This window comes from Leptospira kobayashii (assembly GCF_003114835.2).
Classification (GTDB): domain Bacteria; phylum Spirochaetota; class Leptospiria; order Leptospirales; family Leptospiraceae; genus Leptospira_A; species Leptospira_A kobayashii.
In genome coordinates this window covers 3,048,632-3,073,496 of sequence record NZ_AP025028.1, presented here as the reverse complement: position 1 = coordinate 3,073,496, position 24,865 = coordinate 3,048,632, and the positions used below count along the sequence as shown (strand labels likewise).

Below are 24,865 nucleotides of genomic sequence, written 5' to 3'. Positions count from 1 at the left end.
ATAAGTTTATGGCACTCAGCGAAGAAAAAACAAAACTCATTCATAGACTGAATCGAATCCAAGGACAACTGGAAGCGATAAAAAATTCGATTCTTAACGAAGAAAAAGACTGTGAGAAGGCACTTCTTTTGCTAAAAGCCTCTCATCAAGCGATGAAAAAATTCGGTGAAGCTTATGTTTTGGACAATATTGAAACCTGTTTTGATGAAAAGAAATCAGTAGGGGTCCTTGAGATGGACGTAAAAAAAGCAATCCGAGCAGCTTTTTCTCTGTAATCTTTAATACCTTCCTTTTTTTCTAAACCCAGAAAAATTTAGATTGATCGTCCATATACCCCGGTAGGTATATGGATTAAAAAGCAATATACTATAGGGGGTATGGTAATGTATTTGATTTCAACAAAAGAATGGTATTTAGAAAGGGTTCTTTTTTTAATTGCTGGATCAGTGAGTTTGATCGCTCTAGGGCTTGGGCTGTATGTATCGCACTGGTGGTTTGTAATCAACTTACTCGTTGGATTTAATCTTGTTTTGTTAGCCTTTACCGGTTTTTGCCCGATGATCCTCATTTTAAATAAGTTTGGATTTTCTAGTAAGAACGCTAGGGGATAAATTTTTATGTTTCGGATCCAAATATTAATCTTATGCTTTGCATTTCCAAGCCTATTGATTGCAGAACAAATTTCATTCTCGGATCTTTGGGTGCTGATAAGGGAAAATTCTTCCATACAGAAATCGAAAAATCTAGAATGGAAGGCTTCTGAAATTGTAAAAGATAGAACTGCTAAGCATTGGTTACCTCGTTTTTATACGGATGTTCGTACCTATAATACGAATGATCCTACTTTGAATTTTATGGGAAAATTGGGGCAGAGGTCTGTTACTGAATCGGATTTTTCCACTAATTCCATAAAAACAAGGCCTGGTAATTATTTGGATTCGAATAACCAGCCCTATACGAATATAAATTCCGATACATTGAATGCATTTGGAAAAGATTCTCTAAATTATCCGGGTTTCAATACTTACACCAAAGGAAGTATGGGCGTTGATATTCCTTTGTACGAAGGTGGTTCGGGAAGAACCCTTAGTCGAATTCAAGAGAAGAAATCCAATGCTTTATTTTGGGAAAAAGAAGCGCAAAAAGAAAGAGACTATATACAATCGGCCTTTTTTTATAGGGGTGTAGAATCGTTGAATGAATTCATTCGGCGAACAGAAGATATAAAGAAAATTGAAACTCGTTTTCGTTCTAATTATCAATTTGCAAATAAATCAAATCCTGTCGGCTATTCTGGGTATCTTGCATTAAAAGGTCTGGACAATCGTCTTTCAATATTGATAACACAGACAAATACTCAATCCGAACAATTTAAAAATAATCTTGCGGTTCTTTCGGGAATCCATTCTGAAGATTTAAGATTAGTAAATGAAGATTTACAATCATTTTTGAATCGGTATTTTCCATTGGCACCAACCGATGAATCCAGTTTGGCTAAAGCAATGTCTTCTTATGTGGAAGGAGAAACTTTTAAGTCTGACCTGGAAGCATCCAAGTTTCTACCTCGTATCGGTTTTTATTCCGAAGCGAATACTTATAACGGTTCAAGAAATACCCAAACAGCCTATAATGCAGGTGTTTATTTGCAGATGAATCTTTATAACCCAAAAGATATAGGCGTGATTGAAGAAGCGAAATTAAACGCAGAGGCTTTCCAAAAAAAATTGGAAGAAGTAAGGAGGCAAGAGGATTTAAGTATACGGAATTTAAGAAACCAAGAAATAACACTGAATGAAAACTATTTACTTCTGAAGGAATCTCTAAAGCTTCAGGAAGAGCAAACTTCCAATATGCTGAGACTATTTCAAACTGGAGTTGTATCGGCAATTCAATTTACCGAATCCCTTAATCGAACGACGGATATTAGTAAATCATTGTTAGATGTTGAATTGGAATTAATTAGAGTTAGAACTGAAAAGTATTTATTTCAAAAAAAGGAGTATGTCGATGTCGCAAATTAAAAACTTGAAGCTGGATTTTGCCGGGAAACTAGCTTCTGGTTTTCTCCATTCTCAGCTTACTCCTGTTATTATTTTTATCAGTTTGATCGTCGGGGGTTTTTCTGTAATCTTAACTCCGAAAGAAGAGGAGCCACAAATCAGTGTTCCAATGGTTGATATTCAATTCACTGCTTTGGGCTTTTCTCCCGAAGAGACGGAAAGAAAGTTAACCGAAGTAGTAGAGAGAGCAGTTTGGGGGTTGGAGGGAGTTGAATATGTTTATTCTTCTAGTAAATGGCATGGATCTTTAATTACCGTTCGGTTTAAGGTAGGAGAACCTATTGAACCTTCTCTTTTTAAAATTCATCATAAATTGAAAGAAATCGGGAGTAAGTTGCCTAAAAATGTTTCCGAACCATCAGTTAGATCATTTTCCATTGATGATGTGCCTTTTTTAACTTTGAGTTTTAGTTCTGATTCCAGAGACGATTATGAAATTAGAACAGCAGTTTCTCCTATCGCAAGAGAACTTTCTTCAACCTTCAATGTATCTAAAATAGAGTTGTTAGGTGGTAGAAAGAGAGCGGTACGAGTGATTGTCGATTCAAAGAAGATGTCTAATTTCGGTGTAAACTTACTTGATGTTTCCTCTAGTTTAGAAAGTCAAGGTAGCTTTTTGCATGCCGGAAAAAACTGGTCTGATTCTGAAGTTTTAGATGTGGATGTAGGCGGAATCATTCGGGATATAAATACAGTTAAAACACTTCCCGTGGCACAAAGAGGAGGAAGAGTAATTCGGCTGAATGAAATTGCTTCGATTAGTGAGGGCCCTGAAGAAAGAACCAAAACCTCTGTCTTGTATGATAAAGCATTAGGTGGTGTAAAGAGGGAAGCAGTCTCGATCGTTTTTGCTAAACGAAAAGGAACCAACGTTGTTGTTTTAGCAGAAGATCTGTTAGAGAGAGTGGAAGTATTTAGAGAAGGTCTTCCTAAAGACATTAAAATGTCAGTGATGCGTAATTTTGGTAGTACTGCCGCTGACAAATCCCGCGAACTAATCGAACATTTGATCATTGCGACGTTATCCGTTACGATTCTTATCGCAATCTGGATGGGATGGCGAGCTGCTTTCGTAGTGGCTATCGCCATTCCAGTCACTCTCGCTTTAACGCTTGCTATATATTATTTTATGGGTTACACGTTAAATCGAGTAACTTTATTCGCTCTAATTTTTTCCATCGGAATTTTGGTGGATGATGCCATTGTCGTCGTAGAAAACATTGAAAGGCATTTAAGAGAAAATCCTCAGTTAGGAATAGTGAAAGCCACCGTAAATGCTGTCACTGAAGTAGGAAATCCGACTATACTTGCGACTTTTACTGTGATCGCTTCCATTTTGCCTATGGCGTTTGTGAGCGGGCTTATGGGGCCTTATATGAAGCCGATCCCGGTAGGCGCCAGTTTAGCTATGATAATTTCTTTATTTGCCGCTTTTATCATTACACCTTGGGCATCCATTCGCCTTCTGAAAAATAAACACAAAAGTAATAAACCGGAAGTGATTTCGAAAACTTCCATATTAGATTTCACATATATCCGTATTGTTAATTGGCTTTTGAATTCAAAAAGAAATGCGGGAATATTCGTGTTCTTTACGGTTTTTTTATTACTCATCTCTATTGGCTTTATCGGGTTTAAATGGGTTAAAGTAAAAATGTTACCTTTTGATAATAAGGAAGAATTTCAGATTTTAATTGATTACCCTTCAGATACTTCCTTAAGTGAAGGTATATATCGTTCTCAAGAATTAGCTGAAGATTTATTGACGGATGAGAATGTAATTAAGGTTCAGATATTCGCGGGAGAATCGGCGCCTTTTTCCTTTTCTGGCATGGTTAAACATTCATATTTAAGAAATTACGAGTATATGAACGATTTTCATATTGTTCTTAAAGATAAGAATCAAAGAAAAAAATCAAGTCATGAAATTATAGAATCTTTAAGAAATAAGATAAAGATCTTTTCTAATAAGCACAATGCTATCTCGAAAGTGTTAGAAGTTCCTCCCGGTCCTCCTGTGATGGCGACTATGGTTGCCGAAGTTTACGGTGCTGATACAAGTCAAAGAGAAAGAGTTGCAAAAGAAATATTTAATGTTTTTTCTAAAGAACAAAGTGTGGTTGATCTGGATACCAGTCTCCGCAACGGAAGGGATAAAATAGTTTATCCAATTGATTATGAAAAAGCAGGCATTCTAGGAATCAAAGCCACATCTTTAAGCTCAACTGGCAAATACTTGTTCTCTGAATATTCCGCTATTAGTTTAGCCGAGACTATTGCACCGGAAGAGGTAGCTGTAAATCTTTCCGTTTCACAGAAAGACCGATCTTCTTATTACCCTTTTAAAAATCAAAAGCTAACTTCTTCGGAAACAGGTATGATTCCTGCCGAATCAATATTAGGCATTCCTTATAGAACGGAGGATCGAACACTGTTTCGCAAGAATTTAAAACCGGTTTCTTATGTGACAAGTGAATTTTCAGGAGATGAGGAAGCTCCCGTCTATGGAATGTTAAAGATTGCACCAAAAATTCAATATCAAACCCAAACTGCAGAAGTCCCATGGGATACGCGACGACCTGTGATTAAATGGGATGGGGAATGGTTTATTACTTACGAGGTATTTCGTGATTTAGGATCTGCTTTTGCAATAGTCATGATTCTTATTTACATTTTAGTTTTGGGATGGTTTAAAAGTTATTCTGTTCCTCTTATTATAATGGCACCTATTCCAATTTCCTTAATCGGGATCCTACCTGGTCATTGGATGGTCGGTGCATATTTTACTGCTACATCCATGATCGGATTTATCGCCGGTGCGGGAATTATAGTAAGAAATTCCATTATACTTGTGGATTTTATAGAAGAAGAAGTGAAGAAAGGTATTCTTTTGAAAGATGCTGTTATTCATGCAGGGTTAGTTAGATTTCGCCCGATGTTATTAACTGCTTCTGCGGTGATAGTAGGTTCGTCGGTTATGCTTTTTGATCCGATTTTTCAAGGACTTGCCGTATCACTTATATTTGGCGAAATAGCTGCGACCTTTCTTAGTCGTTTCACGATTCCAATTTTATATTATTGGTTTGTTGGGAAATCAAGACAGAGCCGACTACAAAGTTCGAATGAATCTATCCTAACAACAATCCGATAAAGTTTTTATTTGGGCAAAGAGTCAAAATGAAACAGGTAGATTATTCGATTCTTTTGAAAGAGACGATTACGTTTCTTGTGTTTCCGTCTTCTGAAACGTAATATTCTCCGAATTGATTTTGGATCAGAGTTTGAATGATCTCCTCTCCAATTTCGAGAGAAATGGTAAAGTTATGAGTGCCTGTATATTCATCCAAAGGACTCAGATCCAGAAATTTTTCCGATTCCCATTTGATCTGAAGATGATCTGCAAAATTGCGGGTTGAGACTGAAATTTTTCCTTTATTGCCGATCCAACGTAACGACGATTTCAGGATATGAATCCAAATTTGAAGGACTTCGCTTTTGTAACCGAAGATGAGTCCTTCTTTCAGGTTCTTTTGAATTAGAATTTGTTTTCCAAACCTGGAACGAAATAAAGATAAGGCAGTGCGAATGGTAGAGGCAACATCAATGGGTTCTGCGGATGCAGTTTGGAAATGATCTTGCGCATACTCTTTGAGTTGGGAAACGGTAGCCTTTGTTCTTAAGCTGGCATTTTCGATCAGCTGAATGTGAAATAAGGACTGCAAGTTCCAAACGATATATTCCATAATTGTAATGGAATCCTTTCGTTGTAAAATGGATTCCAATTCCTTTGGTAATTCTATAAAACCCAAATCCACCAGGTTTTCTATTAGAAAATTAGAATCTTTGAATTGTTCATAAGCAGACATTTGTTCTCTGATTTTTCTTCTGGTATAAACTCTATCCAAACCTGTAGGCATACTGGCGGGAGAAGGAGCATTCCGGATGATGGAAAAAATTTGAATCTTTGTATCTTCGTCGATTTTGGTCCAATCGATTTTTAAAGGAGGCGGTTCACTCTCACTAAAAAGAGGATTGGATCTTAGATTATTGACACTTGCGTAGATCGCTCCGATAGGATTATTGATTTCGTGCGCGATATTCATGGACAAGATGCCGAGAGAACTCATTTTTTCCGCTTCGATCAGTTGAAGCTGGATCACTTGCAATTCATCCGTTCTTTCCTGGATTTTTTCCTCCAGATTGTTTTTCAATTCATTCAATGAAACCGTCATTTTGTTGAATGTTTGAAGGATGGCTGCCACTTCATCCCTTCCTTCCGTTGTGAGTTTAGTATTCCATTTTCCCGATTCGATATCTTGAATCCCTGAAAGTAATTGTTGAAAAGGTATTTCTATCGTGGATCTGAGTACGACCGGAAACAAAAATGCAATTCCCAGAAGGCAGAAGAATAAAATGATTAAATCGTGTCTTACATACTGATCGATATAGACTCGATAATCCAGATAACTTGCATTTTGCGAAATTCTGTTCTCGACTACAAAATAAAACTGCGACCAGCTCATAAATGAGAATATGATACAAGCAATTCCTATGGCAAAGATGATGACTCTTGTCTGAATTTTAATGGATGAAATGCCGTATTTCAGAAAAGAAAGAGTGAGCGCGAGAAATAGTATAAGAGATGCGTTTCCGATCAATGTCGAATTTAAGGAATTGGGAATGATCTTCATATCTCTTGTGACTGACAATATTGTGATTATCATAAGACAACCGAAGGCCAAGCGAAGTTCCTTATAAACGTTTTTGAATTTGTTTTTATGTAAGAGGTAATATGTGATAAGAACAATATATGTTGTTAGATGGAATAAATTGTATCCAAAGAAAACGATCGCATAGATTTTTTGATTGGGATCAAAATCAGGAAGGTAAGTATGGGAATTTTCATCCAAATGAAATTGGATGTGAAAAATACACCATAAAAAGGAAACCAGAGCTAATAAAACAAATACTCCGTAGATTTTGTAATGGTATGTATTCGGTTTTTCTCTTGAAACTTCAAACAGTAATCCCGCCAAAGAGAAAACAAAACCAGAGCCTCCGATGCTACGCATTGCATAGAGATAAATCGCATAGTCTTCCGTAACGACAAAAAACAGACCTGCATAAGCTAAAGAAAAAACGGCCAGAAAGAAAGACAGGTATCTGTATTTTCTAAAATGAATGGATAAGGTTTCTTTTCTGAATTTGAATTGAATGAATAAGGATGCTATAGAAAAGAAAAATAATGTTACAAAGTGAATACTATTATAATGAAATAAAAAAAGAGAGCCGCTCATTTTTGTTGTCCAAGCCTGAACAAGAATATCAGTAAATTTTTCAATACCTAGTAGAAAATTTTATTAAGTTCAAAAAAAAACCCGAACAGAATGTTCGGGTTTTTCCTTTCAGAAAAAGGAAGATGGATCTTTCGATCTATCTGTAACCTTCAGTTTTAATTTCTGAGTGGTTCAAATATAATCCGGTTGCTGTAACGGAAGGAGCTCTGTAGTGGCCACTGAATTGGGTGTATGTCACATTGGAGTTGAAAGGCCAGATTCCTTCACTTTGAGTGAGAGATGCTTGGCATTTGTCCAATCCACCTGCTTTGTTATATCCGCAAGAAGAGTGGTAAGCCACTGCATAGTCGTCTTCACCAGGAAGAATGAGAGATGCGCCTGCCATACCTTTGTAACCAGGAACATGGTAAACACCAACAGAACCTGTGTTGTTATGATTGAAAGCGCCACGAGCAGTTCCAACGATCAATGCCTTATCCATTGCGTTTCCTGCGAAACCGAAAGTAGCGCCGTCGAGAGCGGAAGCTAGTTCAGAACCACTGGAAGCAGCAGCAAGTGCAGTTACTTTAGTGATGTTAAAACCTTTGGAGGAAGCAGTTCCACCTAAGTTGGACAACCAATATTCGATTGCGTAACAACCGGCAGAGTGGCAAACGATCTTACAAGAGTTTCCACCTTTACAGTAGTTAGTAAGTCCTGTAGTCACATTTGTTTGCGCGCGGGAAGAACCGTAAGTTCTTGGATCAGTTGTTCCATCGTAACCGATGAAAATTTTAGATCCGGAAACAGTGCTTGTAGAAGTTCCCCAGTAGTTGTTAACGTCTGTGGTACCTACTCCGTTGTGGTTAGATCCTGATTTTCCGTGAATGAACACGGTGTAAGTTTGTGCGCTGATCCCTGTTGTAAACAGGATGGCAGCTATTCCCGTAATGATGCGTCGCATACTTTTTTTCTCCAAAGTGTCTTTGAAGAAATAAGACGAAAATATTACAAATGTGGCAACATATTTTTAAAGAAGGCAGAAATAAATTTCTGAACATGGTTTTGCAAGGTTTTAAGTAAGCCGTGGGCAAAAAAAAAGGCTAACCTTTCGGTTAGCCCCTTTCGGAGAAAGAATGAAATTAAAAGTAGAGACTATCTAGAACCTTCCGCTTTAATTTCAGAGTGGTTCAAGTAAAGACCATCGGATCCAACAGAAGGAGCTCTGTAGTGACCGCTGTATTGAACATAAGTTTGATTGGAGTTGAAAGGCCAGATTCCTTCACTTTGAGTGAGAGATGCTTGGCATTTGCTAAGTCCGCCTGTGCGATTGTATCCGCAAGAAGAGTGGTAAGCTACTGCATAATCGTCTTCACCAGGAAGAATGAGAGATGCGCCGATCATACCTTTGTAACCAGGAACATGGTAAACACCAACCGAACCAGTGTTGTTATGATTGAAAGCGCCACGAGCAGTTCCAACGATCAATGCTTTGTCCATTGCGTTTCCACCGAAACCAAAAGTGATTCCGTTCAGTGCGGAAGCAAGTTCAGAACCACCGGAAGCAGCAGCAAGTGCAGTTACTTTAGTGATGTTAAAACCTTTGGAAGAAGCAGTTCCACCTAAGTTGGACAACCAATATTCGATTGCGTAACAACCGGCAGAGTGGCAAACGATCTTACAAGATTTTCCGTTTTTGCAATAGTTAGTAAGTCCTGTAGTCACATTTGTTTGTGCACGGGAAGAACCGTAAGTTCTTGGGTCAGTTGTTCCATCGTAACCGATGAAGATTTTAGAACCGGAAACGCTATTTGTGGAACTTCCCCAATAGTTGTTAACGTCTGTGGTACCTACACCATTGTGGTTAGATCCTGATTTTCCATGAATGAAAACTGTATAAGTTTGTGCGCTTAGTGATCCAGCAAGTGCTAGAGTCATTGCCGCAGCCAGTAAATTTAAAATTGTTCGCTTTTGCATTTTCGTTCTCCTTTGAACCTTCCTACATGTTGTATAGATTTGGCAAAATTAAGGCAAGAGTTTTTTTACCAATTTCGACATAATTTTAGCACAAACTTGCCATTGAGCCAGGAAAATTTACGGAATTTCCCCCGTTTCTGTTCCCCGGGGCAGGGTAAGCGGTTTTAAAAAAGCAGCAAAATGAGTTATTTTATAGGAAGGGAAGTGAAATGGAAAAGGAAGTATTTCCCGGTTCGCTTTGGACTATGATTTTCCCTCCATGATTATCCACTATCTTTTTGACTGTGGATAATCCTAATCCGGTTCCCATCCCCAATTCTTTCGTTGTGAAAAAAGGTTCGAAAATCTGCGTTAGGTGTTCTTCCGGAATCCCTTTGCCGTTATCTCTGATGGTGATTGTAATTTCGTCTTTGATTTTCCCGACGAATATTTTGATTTTACCTTTCTGCGACGGGCAAGCTTGTACCGCATTGTAAAGTAGGTTCGTCCAGACTTGTATCAATTCATCCGGATAACCTAAGATTTGCGCGTTGTCCCGGTAATCGGTTTCAATTTGAATTCCTTGTTTCCAGGAAGAAGAATACATAAGCAAAACGGAATCGATACCATCCGTTAGAGAGAATTGTATTTTATTTTCCTTCGGCCCCGAATAAGAATAATGTTTCAACGCAAAGACAATTTTAGAAGCTCTGTCCACTGCGGTTTCGATCAGAGATAGATGAAAGTTCCTTTGTTTTTTATCCAAAAGATCGATAAACATCTGTTTGCCTTTCTCGGACTGAAATAAAATTTTATGCGTCTCTGGAATGGATTCGATTCCCAGATCGGAACAAGTATCCGCGACGGAAGCAGGTTCTGAAAAACCTATGGAAGCGAAAAACTTGGAGAGCTCTCTTTTTCTTTTGAGGCGAAGTCCTCCGTCCGAATTGAACTGATTCTTTTCTTCATTTAGAATTTCAGTCGCCAGTTTATAATTCATATCATCATTTTGATCTTTTTGATTCGGAAATTCATTCGATTCTTCATTTCTTAAAAAGCTTGCACTCGCTTTGATGGCAGCCAACGGATTATTGATTTCGTGTGCGACACTTGCCGCAATTTTCCCTAATGTGGAAAGTCTTTCCGCTTGCAATAATTGTGATTGGGTATTCCCCAATTCCACCAACTTGTCTTGCAGCTCCCTAGTTCTTTGCCGGATTTTATCTTCCAAACCCAAATGGGAATTTTTCACTCTTTGGATCATCTGATTGAAACTTTTCGTGATTTCTCCGATTTCATCTCTGGTTTGCACGGATACTTTTACATCCAAATCTCCGGCTTGCATTTTTCGGATTCCTTCCAAAAGACGATTCAAAGGAGTTATGATATTGTTCTTATGAAGTACGGGATAAAGTAAAAATACGGAAAATAGAGATATCGTAAGAGTGAAAATCAACCAAAGAACAATGGATGCGATTGATTTTCTATAATCCAGGTAGGAAATTCCGATAACATAATTTTTGTTATTTGCATTGAAGTCGCTTAACCAATAAACTCCTTTCGCGGTATTTGTGACCACTTCGATTTGGAATCGATTAGGTATGGTGATCCTTTCGTTTTGAAAAAAGGGATTATGAATCGATAGGTTGGGCTTGTTGATGAGAAAAACTTTGTTTTCCGTTTCCAAGACAAACTCGGATTGATAGATAATCGGAAATTTTATGCCTTCTTCGATCTGTGTCTTTACGATTATTTTTTCCCGTTCCAAATTGGTTTCAAAGTCGGAACGGTAACGGGCGAAAAGAATATTGGCAACGACGGATAACACCAGATAAATTAAAGTTACATTGAAAGTCATGATTTTAAATCCGACGGAAGTAGGGATATTATCCTGGCTGAGACCCGTCATAATCACTGCCGTAACCGCAAATATAGTAACATTTGTTAATATGAATAAATAGATTTCCTTATGCATCAGATCCAAATCGAAAAATACATCGAGCACTGCTAAAAATAAAATGGAAAGTGCCGCAAATATGAAATTCCTGTATTTGGATTTTGTTGTCCCGTTCGCCTTTCCGTATTTAATTACGAGTACGATCAAAGTAACGAGCAATTGGATGGAAAGAGTTACCGCTATGCTTAGAATACTCAGTTGAATGAAAAACGATTCACTGGATTGGATGGGAACGAAAAATTCCATCGACTTGTTGAATACGATCGGTCTGAAAAAAAATCCCCAGACATTGCAAATGATCGTAATTAAAGACAGAAGGTATGATAGTTTAACAAATAATAAACGGTATTTTGAGTTGTCTTTTCCCTGAAATCTAAAAGAAGCCGAAAGTAGGGAAGTGCCAAGAACCAGGACTGCAGGGTTTTTTAGGAAGATAAACACCACTCCTGTCCATGGGTGCAAAACGGAATTGCAGATCATCCAGGAGAACGACCAAAGGAAAAGACAAAATAGAAATAGGATAAAGTCCGAGAAAGAAGGCGGTAGGTTTTTCCTTCTGAGAAAAAAATAAAAGAAGGCAGTGGCACTGACCAAACAAAGCCCAAAGTAGTAAAAGCTATAGAAGTTAAGATGTAAGTCCAATCTTCCCCTATATCGGAAAGCCGATTTTCAAAGAATACCAAAAGAAATCTGGATCATCCCATTTGTGCACCGCACAAAAATGAATGGACAATTGTGCGTCGCATAAAAACCTGGTCCTATCTTGTGCGATGCACAAGAGGAGCGAAAACAATGCTACGCGAAAATAGAAACCGAATTTCAAAAATCATCGCTTTATGTCTAAGCCTGGGTGTATTTTTCCTGGAATCCTACGGAAAAGCCAGTTCCGAATCCGATTTTGGCTCTAGGCGAACCGAAGTGGCAAAAATTACGGAGTATATTTCCCGTGTAAGGCCCGGTCTTGAAAAAACAGAAAGAGAAACACTTTCTCTTTCCATCTTATCCGCTTCCCGAATGCTCCAATTCCCGAAACGCTCCGAGTTTGCGGGAGAAAATGAAATCGACAAAGTAGCTTTTTTATTGGGAGTCATTCAAACCGAATCCCAATTCAAACGAACTGCAAAATCCCACAAAGGGGCTTTGGGTTATATGCAGATTATGCCTGCCACAGCGAAATGGTTGTCCAAAACCAAAGGGATTGCCTATTCGGATAAGAGTGACCTGTTTCATGCTACCACCAATCTGAAACTGGGAGTACTATTTTTGAATGATCTAATGAAGGAAACCGGCTCCCCAAAGGATGCGCTTCTTGCTTACAATGCGGGTCTTGGCGGTTGGAAAAAGTGGGGAGGGCTACCTTCTTACCCGAGATCGATTGCAAATCATTATCAAACTTGGAAAGAATTCGAAACAACCGGATCTTTCTCCTATGATTTAGCTCTCTTCGAAGAAGAATAAATTTTACTTTACATCCGAAGGATTAGATCCAGCCTCAAAACCGTTTTTTAAAAAAGGTGGTTCGAGGTATGGATCTTTTCCGTAAATACGGTGTTTATCTAGCAGTTGTTTTGTTATTGATTGTTGCAGTCCTCTTTTTCGTTTTGAAAGAGAGTGGTGATTCCGAGTCCGAAAGAAGACAAAAATCAAGACAAGATATAATGTCTGGAACCAGTGATCCAACAAGCGGGGATTATGCGGGCCGGACGGGTGATTCCGGAGACGCAGGCATCCCTGACGACGGAGCTACCGTACAACATGTACTGGAACAGTATGTCGAATGGGCCCAATACCCTCCTTTTTCCAGGCCGATGTCGATTTTAAACCATGATTTGGCATTTCCTTTCATTATTGAAAATTCCCCCGACTATCAGTTGGACCCGAAAACAAAGGAGGGAAACGGTTACGTGTGTTTGTTCCAGCCTAAAACTTGGGCCGTAATCGGTAATAAAGATTCCATTTATGTTACTCTGGAATGTAGGGACAAGTCCCGCAATCGTGTGAAAATATCCATTGATTCCCATCAAGTGTTCAGAGAATGGGAAGGACAAAGATACGGCGCGGTCAGTGCTTCCGTAAATGATAATGGAGTCGACGGAGATCAAACCCGAGGTGACAACGTATTTACTTTTTCCTGGAAGCCGATGAAAGCGGACTGGGGGCAAATGTCTCTCGTTGCCGATATCACTTACGGACCGGAAGGAAATAAAACAACTGTTACTAGTAGTTTCTTCTCATCACCCACCATCCCTGCCGAATTCAACGGAGTGTTCAGTGATTCATTGCAAGACGGTTCTTTGGTTGTAAAAGCGATCGTGAATGTTTACAGAAAAGGCAAATACCATCTGGAAGCGAATCTAAAAGATGAAAAGAACGGAGAATACGTCGCCTACGCGATTCATGACGGCGATTTGAAAGCAGGTTCCAATGAAGTTGAATTTATATTTTTTGGAAAAATCCTAAGAGACAAAGACCTGGATGGCCCGTACCTCGCTACTTCTTTCCGAGGGCATAGAGTCAATCTTCCGATTGATCCGGAATGGTACAATCAGGGTGAAGAGGGTTTGAGAAAACTTCAGGCGGCAAAAACAACAGAGCCGGATAGAGAGCTTGTTTATCCTTACAAGGACGAATACAAAACAAAGTTTTACCAAGTGGAGTCTTTTTCAAAGGCAGCTTGGGATTCTCAAGACAAACAAGACAGAATTCGTAGTCTCAAATCTTTGCAATAACCAGGAGTTGGTGATGAACCTTCCCATTTTAAAATCCATTTCGAAACAATTCAAAAAACGCCCCTTTCTTTACGGAGGGGTTGTTTTTATTCTGGCATTGCCGGTAATACTTCATTTTATTTTTTGGGGACTGGTTGCTTCCAAATCTCCGAATTACAACGGTTTGAAAAAACATCCTTTTATCAAAACGAACGTAACCGTAATTCGGGATGTAAACGGGATTCCTCATATCGACGCGGGAGATTCCTTGTCCGCCTATTTTGCCTTAGGTTATACGATTGCACAGGACCGGCTTTTTCAAATGGAATTGCAAAGACGGATCGGAAGGGGAGATCTTACCGAGTTATTCGGAGACAAGTTACTCGAGTCGGACAAGTTTTTAAAATCATTGCTTCTTAAAAAAACAGCGGAGGAATATGCTAACTCGGAAAAACATCTTCATCCCGGCGCATGGGAAGAATTGGACGCATTTCTTACCGGAGTAAATGCGTTTGTGGAAGAGGGAAATTTTCCGATAGAATACACTATTTTGGGAATCAAACCGAGACCATTTAACAGAATAGATGCGATTTCCTTTCTTTTTTATATGGGATTTTCCTTTGCGGAAGGAATCAAAACGGACAGCCTCTATACCATTTTGGAATCCGAGTTGAAAGATAGAAATGTGTATGAGCTTTTCCCGAGATATGATTTGGAAAAAGGGGCAACGATTCTGGAGTCGCAACCAGGATCTCCCAAACTTTCTTCCCATACCGATTCGGATCGTCCGTCCGGGAATGATTTGATCCGAGAAATGAAGATCAAACATTCGGCAAATTATGTTTCTCCGAAATCCGGAACCGATGTTAGCGCAATACATCGATTAGTTGACGAGGTTTCGAATCTGATTCTTCCTATCGAACCTTTGGAGGGAAGTAATTCGTGGTTGATCGCTCCTTCTCGTTCTTCGAGCGGAGGTGCCATCCTTGCCAATGACCCTCATATTGCGCTGTCAAATCCCGGCGCCTGGTACGAAGCACATATTCGTTTTCCGGGATATGAAAATTACGGTTATTTTCTGTCCATTCTACCTTTCCCTTTGATTGCACATAATAGGGATAAGGCGTGGGGGCTTACCATGTTGGAACAAGACGATGTGAATCTTTATTCGGAAACCGTTTCCGAGGATAAGGTAATGGAAAAAGGGAAATGGGTTCCTCTACAAACCTATTCGGATCCGATTTTGGTAAAAGGAAAAGATCCTATCCCTTTTGAAATCAAAATCTCATCCCATGGTCCGATCATTACAGAACATATCAAAGGTTATGCGGGAAAACCGGTGAGCTTGTATTGGGCGCACCATCATCTCCCCAATCCGCTTTTGGATGTACTCTACCAAATGGGTCGTTCGACAAGTTTCGGAGAATTGGACAACGCATCGTCTTTGATCGGAGCTCCCGGACTTAATTTTAGTTATGCGGATGCGAAAGGAAATATTGCCTATTATTCCGTAGGTAGATTCCCGATTTTAAAGTCCGGAAATTCCCGTAAAATTTTAGAAGGTTCTACGGGAGAAAATGACGTAATCGGCTATCTTCCTTCTTCGCAAAACCCGAAAATCATCAATCCTAAGAACGGAATCATCATCACTGCAAACAATATGGTGACTTCTCAAAAATTACCAGGCCTCGGATATCCGGACGGGAATTGGCAGCCTAGAGACAGGTTTCTCCGCTTAGCAGATGTTTTGGGAAGGCAGGACAAATGGTCTCTGGAAGATATGGCTTCCTTGCAAACGGATACTGTTTCATCGTTTGCTCCCCGTTATCTGGAGATCGCTTTGCCTTCCTTGGAAAAAGTGAAGTCCCGTTCCGGAAAACAAGCTCTCGGAATTTTGAAAGGCTGGAATTTCGAACATGATTTGGATTCGCAAGGCGGGGCTGTTTACGATGTGTTCTTTTATCTGACTTTGAAGAATATAGTAATAGATGAGTTAGGTGAAGATAATTTCAAGTTATATGGTGATTTTGCGGAATATTGGAATGCGTACAGAGGTATCATTCAAAATCCGGAATCCAAATTTTGGGATGATCAAAACACAAAAGATATTATTGAAACCAGAGAAGATATTTTGATTCGTTCTTTGGAAGATACCGCTTCGTATCTCGAAGAACATGTATCAAAGTCTCCCTCTCTTTGGCGTTGGAAACATTTGTATAAAATCAAACACCCTCATCCTCTCGGTGTCATCCCTTTGATTGGTAAAATATTCGATATCGGTCCTCTGCCGAGTCCCGGTGGAGCGGAAGTTGTTAACAATCTCAAATACAAATTGATGAAAGAAGATTGGACGGCGACATCGGGACCTTCGAAAAGAAGAGTCATCGACTATGGAAGATTTGACGAATCCGTTACTCAGCTTCCTATCGGAAATAGCGGAAACCTGGGAAGTCCGTTTTATGGAAATTTGGTGAAGAATTATATCGACGGAATTCATAGGAAGATACTTTTCTCTAAGGAAAGTTATGCGGACGGAAAATATAAACTCGAGTTCGCACCTTCCGAAAAATAAAAAATACCCTTAGCGGATCCAAAGTCATTTTCTATTTGGATTTGTTAAGGGTTTTCGTTTAAAAAATACTTCTAAGGTCATTTACTTAAAATCCACAATGATTTCCGTATAGATTATATTCTTGCTCTGGACATGCAAAAATAAATAAGTAATACATAGAATTGGTCTGTGTATGAAGTTTTATAGAAGTATTTTTCTGATTCATATATTCTTGGTGTTTCCGCCTGTATTCGGAGTTTCACTAGGAGAATTGGAAAAACAATTCCAGGAAAGGAACTTGCAGCTACTTTCCAAACAATATGATATTGAATCCAGCAGAGCTCAGATTTTGCAAGCCAGGCTGTGGCAAAATCCCACCTTTTATATGGAACAGAATGCATATAATTGGAAAACCGGTCGCTATTTTGACATTTCTCCGAAAGGCCAAACTTTAGTTTCCTTCCAGCAATTGATCGAACTCGGAGGTAAAAGAGAAAAAAGAATCCAGGCAAAGTCCTTATTGAAAGGAATCACGGAATACGAGTTATACGATCTTACCCGCGCTTTGAAATACGAATTAAGATCTTCTTTTTTCAGTTTGTATTATTTCCGGGAGATTATGGATTTTTATAAATTAAATATCCGTTCCATTTCGGAAACGATTTCAAGAATGGAAAAATCATTTTCACAGCAAGACGTGACTTTGAGTGAAATCATGAGATTGAAAGCGATTTTATTTCAGCTTGAAAACGAGAGTGTCAACTTATCTGCAAAAATCCAGGAACAGGAAGATAGTCTGAAACTGTTGTTAAATGATGAAACCGCGACCAGTTTTCCGAAGTTGGAATTGAACGAAGCCGGTTTGGATGGGTTGGATCCGTTTCAATTGAAAATCGAGGATCTCCAGAATTGGGGAGAAAGAAACAGACCTGATGTGCAGATTGCGGAAATTATGATTCAATATGAAAAAACAAATCTATCTCTTGCGAAAGCGGAAGCAATCCCGGATGTTAGTTTGGGAATTCTTTGGGATAGACAGGGAAGTTATATTGAGAACTATTATGCACTGACTGCAAGCATTCCTATTCCCGTCAATGATCGCAATCAGGGAAATATTAAATCGGCGGAACAAACGGTAAAAACTTCCGAGCTGAAAAAAGAGTTGGTTAAAAATAAATTGCGAAAAGAAATTTATGCGGCATGGAAAAAAGCTTATGAAAAAGATACGGTTTATAAATCGTATGCTAAAAATTTCATAGCCGAATATCGGAATCTATCCGACGTTATGCTGAAAAATTACACTAAGAGATACATCACAATCATTGAGTTTGCCGATTTTTTCGATGCGTATCGGCAAAGTATGGATCAGTTCCAGAATTTGCGAATGGAAAGGCTTCAGTCTTTTGAAAATTTGAATTTCTCGATAGGATTTAATTTGTTGGAATTGGAAAAAATCTAAGATGTTGAATAAATTATTAATTTGTATTTTATTTTTTTCTCCGATTCTTTTTTGCACTGAAAAGAAAGCTAAAAATGAAACGGAAAATACGTTCCCAACTTTATCTAATGGCGGTAAGACGATCGTTTTTCCCAATGCAGAGTCGTTGACTAGGTTTGAAACCGTTGTTTTGGAAAAAAAATCGGGCTTTTTATCTGTACTTGCTACGGCTCACGTTATTGCAAGTATCTCTTCTTCCGTTCGAAATACGGAGAAAGTCATTTTGTTTGAGAATCCCGACATTGCATCGCTTTACTCCAGTTATAAGAAGTCGAAAACAGAGTTGGTGAAAGCGAGAAAGAATATAGAACGTGTCAAAGATATGTTTGAAAACCGTGTGGCTACACGTAAGGATTTATTCGAGGCGGAAGCCGAGTTGACGGATTGTGTCGCCGATATTGAAGAAAGGGAATCGAGGTTAAGGAGTTTCGGTTTCAATCCGAACCAATTGGAATCCTATCCTTCCGGAACCGCCGTTGTAGTATCAGAGCTCCCCGAGTCCCAACTTTCACAAGTTGAAGTCGGAGAATCCGTTGATATTAGTTTTTCAGCATACCCCGACAAAACCTTTCAAGGGAAGGCGGAAGCAGTGGGTGATAGTCTCGATAGCAATACCAGGACTGCCAAGATCAGAGTTTCCTTGAAAGTGGGTAATCAGAAAATCCTGCCGGGAATGTTCGCAAAAGTAGAGTTTGGTGATAAAATCGAAGGTCTGTTACTTTTACCGAAGGATTCGGTGGTCAGCGTGGAAGGTAAAGATTATATTTTTGTCAAACAAGGAGCTGATACGCTTGTTCGGCGAGAAGTGAAATATTTGGCCGGATCGGGAAACGATATATCTATTCTTTCGGGAGTGGAGGAAGGAGAAACCGTTGTGGTCAAAGGCGTTGTGCTCTTGAAAGGAATCAGTTTCGGATTGTAAATTCAAATGATTGAAAAGTTTATAGAAATATCGCAAAAACAAAAGATTTTAACCGTTTGTTTTACTATTTTTATCATACTTGGCGGAGTTTACTCCTGGAAAGAATTGAAAAAAGAAGCTTATCCGGACATAGGTGATACCCAAGTAACAGTGATTGTGCGATATCCCGGGCGGGCTGCATTGGAAGTGGAGCAGTTGATCACTTTGCCTTTGGAAAGAGCATTGAGTTCCGTTCCTCAAGTGATCAGTCGCCGTTCGAAAACTATCTTCGGTCTTTGTGTTTATCAATTGGTTTTTGAGGACGGAACGGACGATTATTTTGCCAGACAACGTGTTTTGGAAAAACTTTCCTTATTGGATTTTCCGGAGGAAGCGGATTTCGATCTGGGCCCTTTGACAAGTCCTGTAGGAGAAATCTTGCGATATGTGATCGAGTCGGAGGAATTTCACAGCCAAACAGAGCTTAGGACCTTTCAAGACTGGATCATTGTACCGAGGTTATTGCAGGTGAAAGGTGTTGCCGATGTAATCAATTTCGGAGGACTTACCAAACAATACCATGCAGTGCTTTTTCCGGAGAGACTTTACGGACTCGGTCTTAGTCTGGATGAAGTCGTGCGTTCAATTGAGAAAAATAATTATAATACGGGTGGTAATTATATTCAATCTGGCGAACAAAGCATGGCAATTCGTAGTATGGGAGCTATTCGTTCCGTAGAGGACTTGGAATCGATTGTGGTAAAAAATTCGGGAGGTATTCCCGTTTTTCTTTCCCAATTGGGAAGAGTGGAAGAGGGGTATAAGCCGCCTACTGGTATATTGGGTTATTCTTATTCCTTGGATCATAGGAAGATGGAAAATGCATCCGGAGTTCAGGGAATGGTTGTTATGCGCCGTGGCTCGAACCCTTCGGAAGTAATAATCAGTTTAAAGAACAAAATCGAAGATATCAATGAGAATTTACTCCCTAAAGGCGTGAAGCTCAGACTTGTTTACGATCGTTCGATACTGGTTGATCATACGATTCGTACGGTAGGGCATACCGTTTTGGAAGGAATCGTTTTTGTTCTTTTGATTTTGATTTTCTTTTTGGGCAGTTGGTCCACTGCTCTGATAGTTGCGACAACGATACCTATTTCCCTGTTATTTGCATTCGGGATGATGAACATTACGGGAATTCCTGTCAATTTACTTTCATTAGGCGCAATCGATTTCGGAATCATAGTAGACGGCTCGGTGGTTATGGTTGAGGCATTGCTTAGATCCGTCCGTAAACCAGAAGATAGGAATCCTGTTCATTTCATCGAAGTCTCCAAAGATACCGGCAAAGAGATTTTCTTTTCCATCTTGATCATAATACTTTCTTATTTTCCTATTTTTTCTTTGCAAAGAGTGGAAGGAAAACTTTTTTCTCCGATGGCATATACATTATCATTTGCAATCGCCGGCTCTTTGCTTCTCACTTTATCCATTGTTCCCATTCTTTTGTTTTATAGTATGAAGCTGGGAAATAAGGAGCATAAGAAAGAATGGGAGAATCCTATTTATCTGAAGTTGGAAGGTTATTATTCCGGGATACTTGATAGGCTTTTTTCCAATTTCAAAAAATATGCGATACTCGGGATCAGCTTCGCCTTTTTGCTTTTCAGTTTGGCATTTTATCATATTGGAGTCGAGTATTTGCCCGAATTGGATGAAGGTTCGTTAAATATCCGGGCTTTTCTTCCGCCGGGAATTTCCTTACAAACTGCTAAAACGATTTCCGATGAAGTCAGATCCGTCATTTCAAAACATGATGAAGTCAATCTGGTAGTCACTCAACTGGGAAGGAATGATGATGGAACGGATCCTTACGGATCTAATCGTATTGAGATTTTAGTCGGATTAAAACCATACGACGAATGGGAATCGGGTCTCAGCAAATCCCGCTTTGCCGATCAAGTAAAACGGGAATTAGTTGGCAAATTTTTGGGAGTTAAATTTTTACTTTCACAACCTATCATGGATAATGTGGCTGAGTCCGCAACCGGAAGCGTCGCCGATTTGGCGATCCATGTAGAAGGAACGGATTTAACCAGGCTCAGGGAGATCGCAGGTCAAATACAAACACTGGTAAGTGGGATTAAGGGTTCGGTAGATTCTGCCATTGAGCAGGAAGGAAACCAGGCCCAAGTGGTTATCGAAATCAAGAGAAAGGAAGCTGCCAGATACGGAATCAATGTAAGCGAAATTCAGGACATGATCGAAGCATCCATAGGCGGAAAAGAAATTTCCGTTTTATATGAAGATGCTTGGAGATTCGGGATCGTCGTTCGTTATCCATCGTCTTACAAAAGCTCGGTCAAGTCGTTGGAAACCCTTCTTGTGAAATCGGAAAACGGAGCATTTATTCCTTTGAAGGAATTGGCAAAAATCGAAGTGAAAGACGGCCCAACTATCATTCAAAGGAATGACGGGAGAAGAGTTGTTTCTGTCAGGACCAATATAATAGATAGGGACCAGGCATCTTTTGTTCGGGAAGCGCAGAAGATAGTTCAGGAAAAAGTAAAATTGGACAAACGTTATTCGTTGCATTGGGGCGGTCAGTATGAAAACTTAACACGTGCAGGTGATCGCTTGAAAGTCATCATACCGATCACTCTGATCGCTGTATTTTTAATTTTATATTTTCATTTTAAAGATTTTCGTTATGCCATTACGGCTATGATTTGCATTCCTTTTTCATTAACCGGGGGAGTTCTCAGTTTGGCGATGAGGGGATATCATTTCAATGTGTCCGCCGGTATAGGATTTATTTCCTTGTTCGGAATTTGTACGATGACGGGGGTTTTGTTTTTGTCCCGCATGAAAAAACATACCATTTCAGGAAGTTTGGAAGAACGAAAATTCGCGGTGAAAGAGGCGGCCGTTTTGCAATACAAGCCAAGAATTATGACCATATTACTGGCATTATGTGGCCTTATCCCGGCTATGTTCGGTCATGGAGTTGGGTCGGATATTCAACGTTATATGGCAACGGTGATTGTGGGCGGCCTAAGTTTCGAATTGTTATTTACCCTGACTTTACTACCTTGTTTTTATCTCTGGCTATGTTCGGAAGATGAGGAAGTGAAGGTCTGAGCGTCTGAATTAAATAATGAGATATAATGCTCGGAAAGACTTTAAACTATATTTGTATGAACGCACACATTTATTCCTTTTATTCGAAGTTGGTTTTCTTAAAGGATTGGGTTTTGGTATCCCCGCCCTGATTCGGGAGGGGAACTACACCCGCCACCCAATGTGTTCCAACTAACACATCTAAGTTAAATTGGCAATTCCTGTTTGCATTTTCCTTAAAATTATTAGAAAAAGTTCGGCTTTTTGCCCTGGGACTTTTATGAATCAGGCCGATAAAATACTTAGAATGTTTTCCCGTATTCGGATCTGCTTTTTCTTATCGTTTCTCTTCACGGGGCCAGTTGTGCTATGGTCCCAAACTTCGGAAGAGAGATTGGCATTTGCATTCAAGAGTCAGAATTCTCTAGATCCCCTTCGTATGATCGTGGTTGGGGAAGTGGTGGGAATCGAAAAAGCAAGTTACTTTGAAGCGGATAAATTGTCTGCGGAATTGGATGTGGACACTCGGCCCGACACCGTTACCTTAAAGGTGGCAAGTCCGAAGGGGTTGCGAGTGGGTCAAACATTGTATCTGCTCGAAAAAAACCAGGATCATAAAACTTATCGGGATGCAAATATTGTAGGTATGGTAACGGTCAGATCCGTTTTTCAAACCACTTTCTTCGGATGGCAGGTGAGGGGAGACGGTTATCTTAGATTGATCGAAGATCGTCCTGTAACGGCTGCTAGACTACTTGATGCCACGAAATACGAAGAAGCCGTTATGGCAAAAAAACAGGGCGATCATTTCGTAGCGAAGGGCAAACTGGACGAGGCAATCCGTCTCTACAAACGTGCCATTTCGTTGGATCCGAATTACCCTGACACTCATTTTGCATTGGGGAAAGTACATTGGAATGACGGAGAAGGTTATGTTTCCGCAGCTTATGAATTTTCGCAAGCTTGGAAAAATAGGGAAAGATTTTCAAACTCCCAGGAACAACTGTTATTTTATCTGGAATATATGCGTTTTCTGATTTATCAATTCAAGACGGAAGGAAAAGAAAACACAAAAAATCTGGAACTACTTCCTCAGATTGCGAAAGAAGCACGCACTCTCAATCCTAAAAATTACGAAGCTTGGTTGTATAGTTTTGAATCCGCTTATTTGCAATTTGTGCGTGCAAATATTCTAGCTACAGGAGTCGAATCCAGAAAGAGCAAAGAAGAGTGGTCTGAAAAAGCGGAAGAAGCTTTATTGAAGGCTGCTTATTTGCGTAAATCGGATTTTTATCTGCATAAACTCGCTTGCGAATTCTATAATTTAAAATGGAAGGAAACAAGAAACACTCCGAAAGAAAAAGAGTATAGGGATAAACTTGTGGAACACGGACGACTATTGCGAATTTATTATACCGGTGAAACCGGAATTGCTGATGAGATTTTAAATGCAATCAGACTTGCTGAAAAACAATCCGGAGTATTTTAAAAAATCATTCGGACAGAATTTTCATACTCTTATCAAATAGAAAATCTTCCAGATACAACATATCATTCGGGGAGGAGCTGAAATAATTCACCCCGAGATGGTAATGATCCCCTTTGTCCAAATATCTTATGATTTCCCCTCGTATAATCAAAGTTACTTCCTTTTTCAAAGGGATGAACATCTTGATGATATTATGGCGCTTCAGGTATTGAAACAAACGTTTGTCATGGATCTCGAATAAAAGACCGTCCAAGGAAATATCCACAACCCTGGTGGTACTTTGCATCGTTTCATAGCTACCATATTGAATCGCAACTTTGGTAAATGCATAACTTAGGATTTCGGAAAGCTCATGAATATAGATGGCTTGCGCACTTGAAATCGTAAAACGATCCATTGCGGTTGAGTAAGTTTTTACATGTCCGACCACATCCTCATACAATCGAATGGGAGCGATTACATAGGACACGAAAAAATCTCTTGATTCCATCTTTCTCATGGATTCGAAAAATTCCAGTGTAAAGTCTTCTCCCAGTTCCTTAATCATATCTTTGTATTCGGAATTGAAATTGAACAAAAATTCGCTGTTTGTTTCCTGAATATAAGACTCGATTCGACTGCAGTCGGGAATGTATACGGTTTTGCCGGTTTGTTGAAGGAAGTTTTTAATGAATGTTTCCGGCTCCGTAAGTTTTTTCGTTTCGTTATAAAAAACGATTTCATAATCTTTGGAAACCTTTTGAATCGCGTCCGTAAGAATTACATTTACGAGTTTCAGATCCGGCTGGTCTTTTCGTATTTCCTTCATTAGGTGAGGGAATCGGCTTTCTGCGTAAAGATTTTTTCCTACTTCTCTCGATCCTCCCGTTAGGGAACGGAATAGAATGATAAAATTCATAAAAAGATCGTCTACCGGGATCCTTCGATTGGTTCTGAGCTGATAGGACTGAAGTTCGGTAGGCGTTTTGATGATTATCTTTTCCTGCTGGATATCGGTAATCACCACTTCGAATTGATAGTTGATGTTCATCACTTCAAACCGGACACGTGCCCTTCTGGAACCTTTTTCCACGATATCGGGAATGAGAAGTGAGACGGTGTCCGCTTCGATTTCTTCCACGGCTGCCACCAGGTTTTCCTCTTCGTAAATGAACTCGAATTCCCTATTGTCCGCTTTTAGGTAATAAAACAGATGTTTGACGATATTTACGTCCGAACCGACGATCGTCTCTTCAAAAAGAGATTCAAGGATCGTAATCAGTTCCTGCATTGAGTCCGTTCTTCCGATCGCCATATATATAATATCGAATCCGAAACTGCCAAAATGCAAACCCAAAGCCGGAAAAATC

16 protein-coding genes are annotated in these 24,865 nt (G+C 39.5%); 11 read left to right on the top strand and 5 right to left on the bottom strand.

Features of this window, described 5'->3' with window-relative positions; translation table 11 throughout:
* Window positions 1–8 precede the first annotated feature (8 nt).
* The 4 genes from DI077_RS13700 (at window position 9) to DI077_RS13685 (ending at window position 5,211) form a co-directional block, all read left to right on the top strand.
* On the top strand, window positions 9–275 hold the full coding sequence (locus tag DI077_RS13700) for a metal-sensitive transcriptional regulator (RefSeq protein WP_109020421.1): 267 nt from the start codon (window positions 9–11) through the stop codon (window positions 273–275).
* A gap of 108 nt (window positions 276–383) precedes the next feature.
* Window positions 384–611 (top strand): YgaP family membrane protein, encoded by a 228-nt coding sequence (locus DI077_RS13695; RefSeq protein WP_109020420.1) that lies wholly within the window; start codon window positions 384–386, stop codon window positions 609–611.
* 366 nt (window positions 612–977) lie between these two features.
* Entirely contained in the window at window positions 978–2,021 is a 1,044-nt protein-coding gene (locus tag DI077_RS13690; protein WP_242935206.1) for a TolC family protein, read from the top strand.
* Window positions 2,008–5,211 (top strand): efflux RND transporter permease subunit, encoded by a 3,204-nt coding sequence (locus DI077_RS13685; protein ID WP_109020418.1) that lies wholly within the window; start codon window positions 2,008–2,010, stop codon window positions 5,209–5,211. The genes DI077_RS13690 and DI077_RS13685 overlap by 14 nt, the downstream gene beginning before the upstream one ends.
* Before the next feature lie 40 nt (window positions 5,212–5,251).
* Here the strand turns inward: DI077_RS13685 and DI077_RS13680 are convergent, their stop codons facing one another.
* The 4 genes from DI077_RS13680 to DI077_RS13665 form a co-directional block, all read right to left on the bottom strand.
* Window positions 5,252–7,357 (bottom strand): HAMP domain-containing protein, encoded by a 2,106-nt coding sequence (locus DI077_RS13680; RefSeq protein WP_109020417.1) that lies wholly within the window; start codon window positions 7,355–7,357, stop codon window positions 5,252–5,254.
* Window positions 7,358–7,493: 136 nt separating this feature from the next.
* Entirely contained in the window at window positions 7,494–8,300 is an 807-nt protein-coding gene (locus tag DI077_RS13675; RefSeq protein ID WP_109020416.1) for a hypothetical protein, read from the bottom strand.
* Between the two features lie 191 nt (window positions 8,301–8,491).
* The gene (locus DI077_RS13670) at window positions 8,492–9,313 is read right to left on the bottom strand and encodes a hypothetical protein (RefSeq protein WP_109020415.1); all 822 of its coding nucleotides are present in this window, start codon (window positions 9,311–9,313) and stop codon (window positions 8,492–8,494) included.
* A gap of 190 nt (window positions 9,314–9,503) precedes the next feature.
* Window positions 9,504–11,711: a HAMP domain-containing sensor histidine kinase gene (locus tag DI077_RS13665; RefSeq protein WP_242935205.1), complete on the bottom strand. Its 2,208-nt coding sequence runs from the start codon at window positions 11,709–11,711 to the stop codon at window positions 9,504–9,506.
* 330 nt (window positions 11,712–12,041) lie between these two features.
* Here DI077_RS13665 and DI077_RS13660 point away from each other — a divergent pair, with 330 nt between their 5' ends.
* From DI077_RS13660 to DI077_RS13630, 7 genes are all read left to right on the top strand, one after another.
* On the top strand, window positions 12,042–12,707 hold the full coding sequence (locus tag DI077_RS13660) for a transglycosylase SLT domain-containing protein (protein WP_109020413.1): 666 nt from the start codon (window positions 12,042–12,044) through the stop codon (window positions 12,705–12,707).
* 68 nt (window positions 12,708–12,775) lie between these two features.
* On the top strand, window positions 12,776–13,978 hold the full coding sequence (locus DI077_RS13655; protein WP_109020412.1) for a hypothetical protein: 1,203 nt from the start codon (window positions 12,776–12,778) through the stop codon (window positions 13,976–13,978).
* Window positions 13,979–13,991: 13 nt separating this feature from the next.
* On the top strand, window positions 13,992–16,529 hold the full coding sequence (locus tag DI077_RS13650) for a penicillin acylase family protein (RefSeq protein ID WP_109020411.1): 2,538 nt from the start codon (window positions 13,992–13,994) through the stop codon (window positions 16,527–16,529).
* 172 nt (window positions 16,530–16,701) lie between these two features.
* Window positions 16,702–17,967, top strand: a complete 1,266-nt coding sequence (locus tag DI077_RS13645) for a TolC family protein (protein ID WP_109020410.1) — start codon at window positions 16,702–16,704, stop codon at window positions 17,965–17,967.
* Window position 17,968: 1 nt separating this feature from the next.
* Window positions 17,969–18,928 (top strand): efflux RND transporter periplasmic adaptor subunit, encoded by a 960-nt coding sequence (locus DI077_RS13640; protein ID WP_109020409.1) that lies wholly within the window; start codon window positions 17,969–17,971, stop codon window positions 18,926–18,928.
* 6 nt (window positions 18,929–18,934) lie between these two features.
* Complete coding sequence (locus DI077_RS13635) at window positions 18,935–22,048, top strand: efflux RND transporter permease subunit (RefSeq protein WP_109020408.1); 3,114 nt, start codon at window positions 18,935–18,937, stop codon at window positions 22,046–22,048.
* Window positions 22,049–22,391: 343 nt separating this feature from the next.
* Window positions 22,392–23,516, top strand: coding sequence for a tetratricopeptide repeat protein (locus tag DI077_RS13630; protein ID WP_242935204.1), 1,125 nt, complete (start codon window positions 22,392–22,394; stop codon window positions 23,514–23,516).
* 4 nt (window positions 23,517–23,520) lie between these two features.
* On the opposite strand, the gene DI077_RS13625 is transcribed toward DI077_RS13630, so the two are convergent.
* Entirely contained in the window at window positions 23,521–24,810 is a 1,290-nt protein-coding gene (locus tag DI077_RS13625; RefSeq protein WP_109020407.1) for a PilZ domain-containing protein, read from the bottom strand.
* Window positions 24,811–24,865: the final 55 nt, after the last annotated feature.

Coding starts and splice junctions, on each gene's coding strand:
- DI077_RS13700 (WP_109020421.1), top strand. CDS start 9: ATGGCACTCAGCGAAGAAAAAACAAAACTCATTCATAGACTGAATCGA.
- DI077_RS13695 (WP_109020420.1), top strand. CDS start 384: ATGTATTTGATTTCAACAAAAGAATGGTATTTAGAAAGGGTTCTTTTT.
- DI077_RS13685 (WP_109020418.1), top strand. CDS start 2,008: ATGTCGCAAATTAAAAACTTGAAGCTGGATTTTGCCGGGAAACTAGCT.
- DI077_RS13680 (WP_109020417.1), bottom strand. CDS start 7,357: ATGAGCGGCTCTCTTTTTTTATTTCATTATAATAGTATTCACTTTGTA.
- DI077_RS13675 (WP_109020416.1), bottom strand. CDS start 8,300: ATGCGACGCATCATTACGGGAATAGCTGCCATCCTGTTTACAACAGGG.
- DI077_RS13670 (WP_109020415.1), bottom strand. CDS start 9,313: ATGCAAAAGCGAACAATTTTAAATTTACTGGCTGCGGCAATGACTCTA.
- DI077_RS13660 (WP_109020413.1), top strand. CDS start 12,042: ATGCTACGCGAAAATAGAAACCGAATTTCAAAAATCATCGCTTTATGT.
- DI077_RS13655 (WP_109020412.1), top strand. CDS start 12,776: ATGGATCTTTTCCGTAAATACGGTGTTTATCTAGCAGTTGTTTTGTTA.
- DI077_RS13650 (WP_109020411.1), top strand. CDS start 13,992: ATGAACCTTCCCATTTTAAAATCCATTTCGAAACAATTCAAAAAACGC.
- DI077_RS13645 (WP_109020410.1), top strand. CDS start 16,702: ATGAAGTTTTATAGAAGTATTTTTCTGATTCATATATTCTTGGTGTTT.
- DI077_RS13640 (WP_109020409.1), top strand. CDS start 17,969: ATGTTGAATAAATTATTAATTTGTATTTTATTTTTTTCTCCGATTCTT.
- DI077_RS13635 (WP_109020408.1), top strand. CDS start 18,935: ATGATTGAAAAGTTTATAGAAATATCGCAAAAACAAAAGATTTTAACC.
- DI077_RS13625 (WP_109020407.1), bottom strand. CDS start 24,810: ATGGCGATCGGAAGAACGGACTCAATGCAGGAACTGATTACGATCCTT.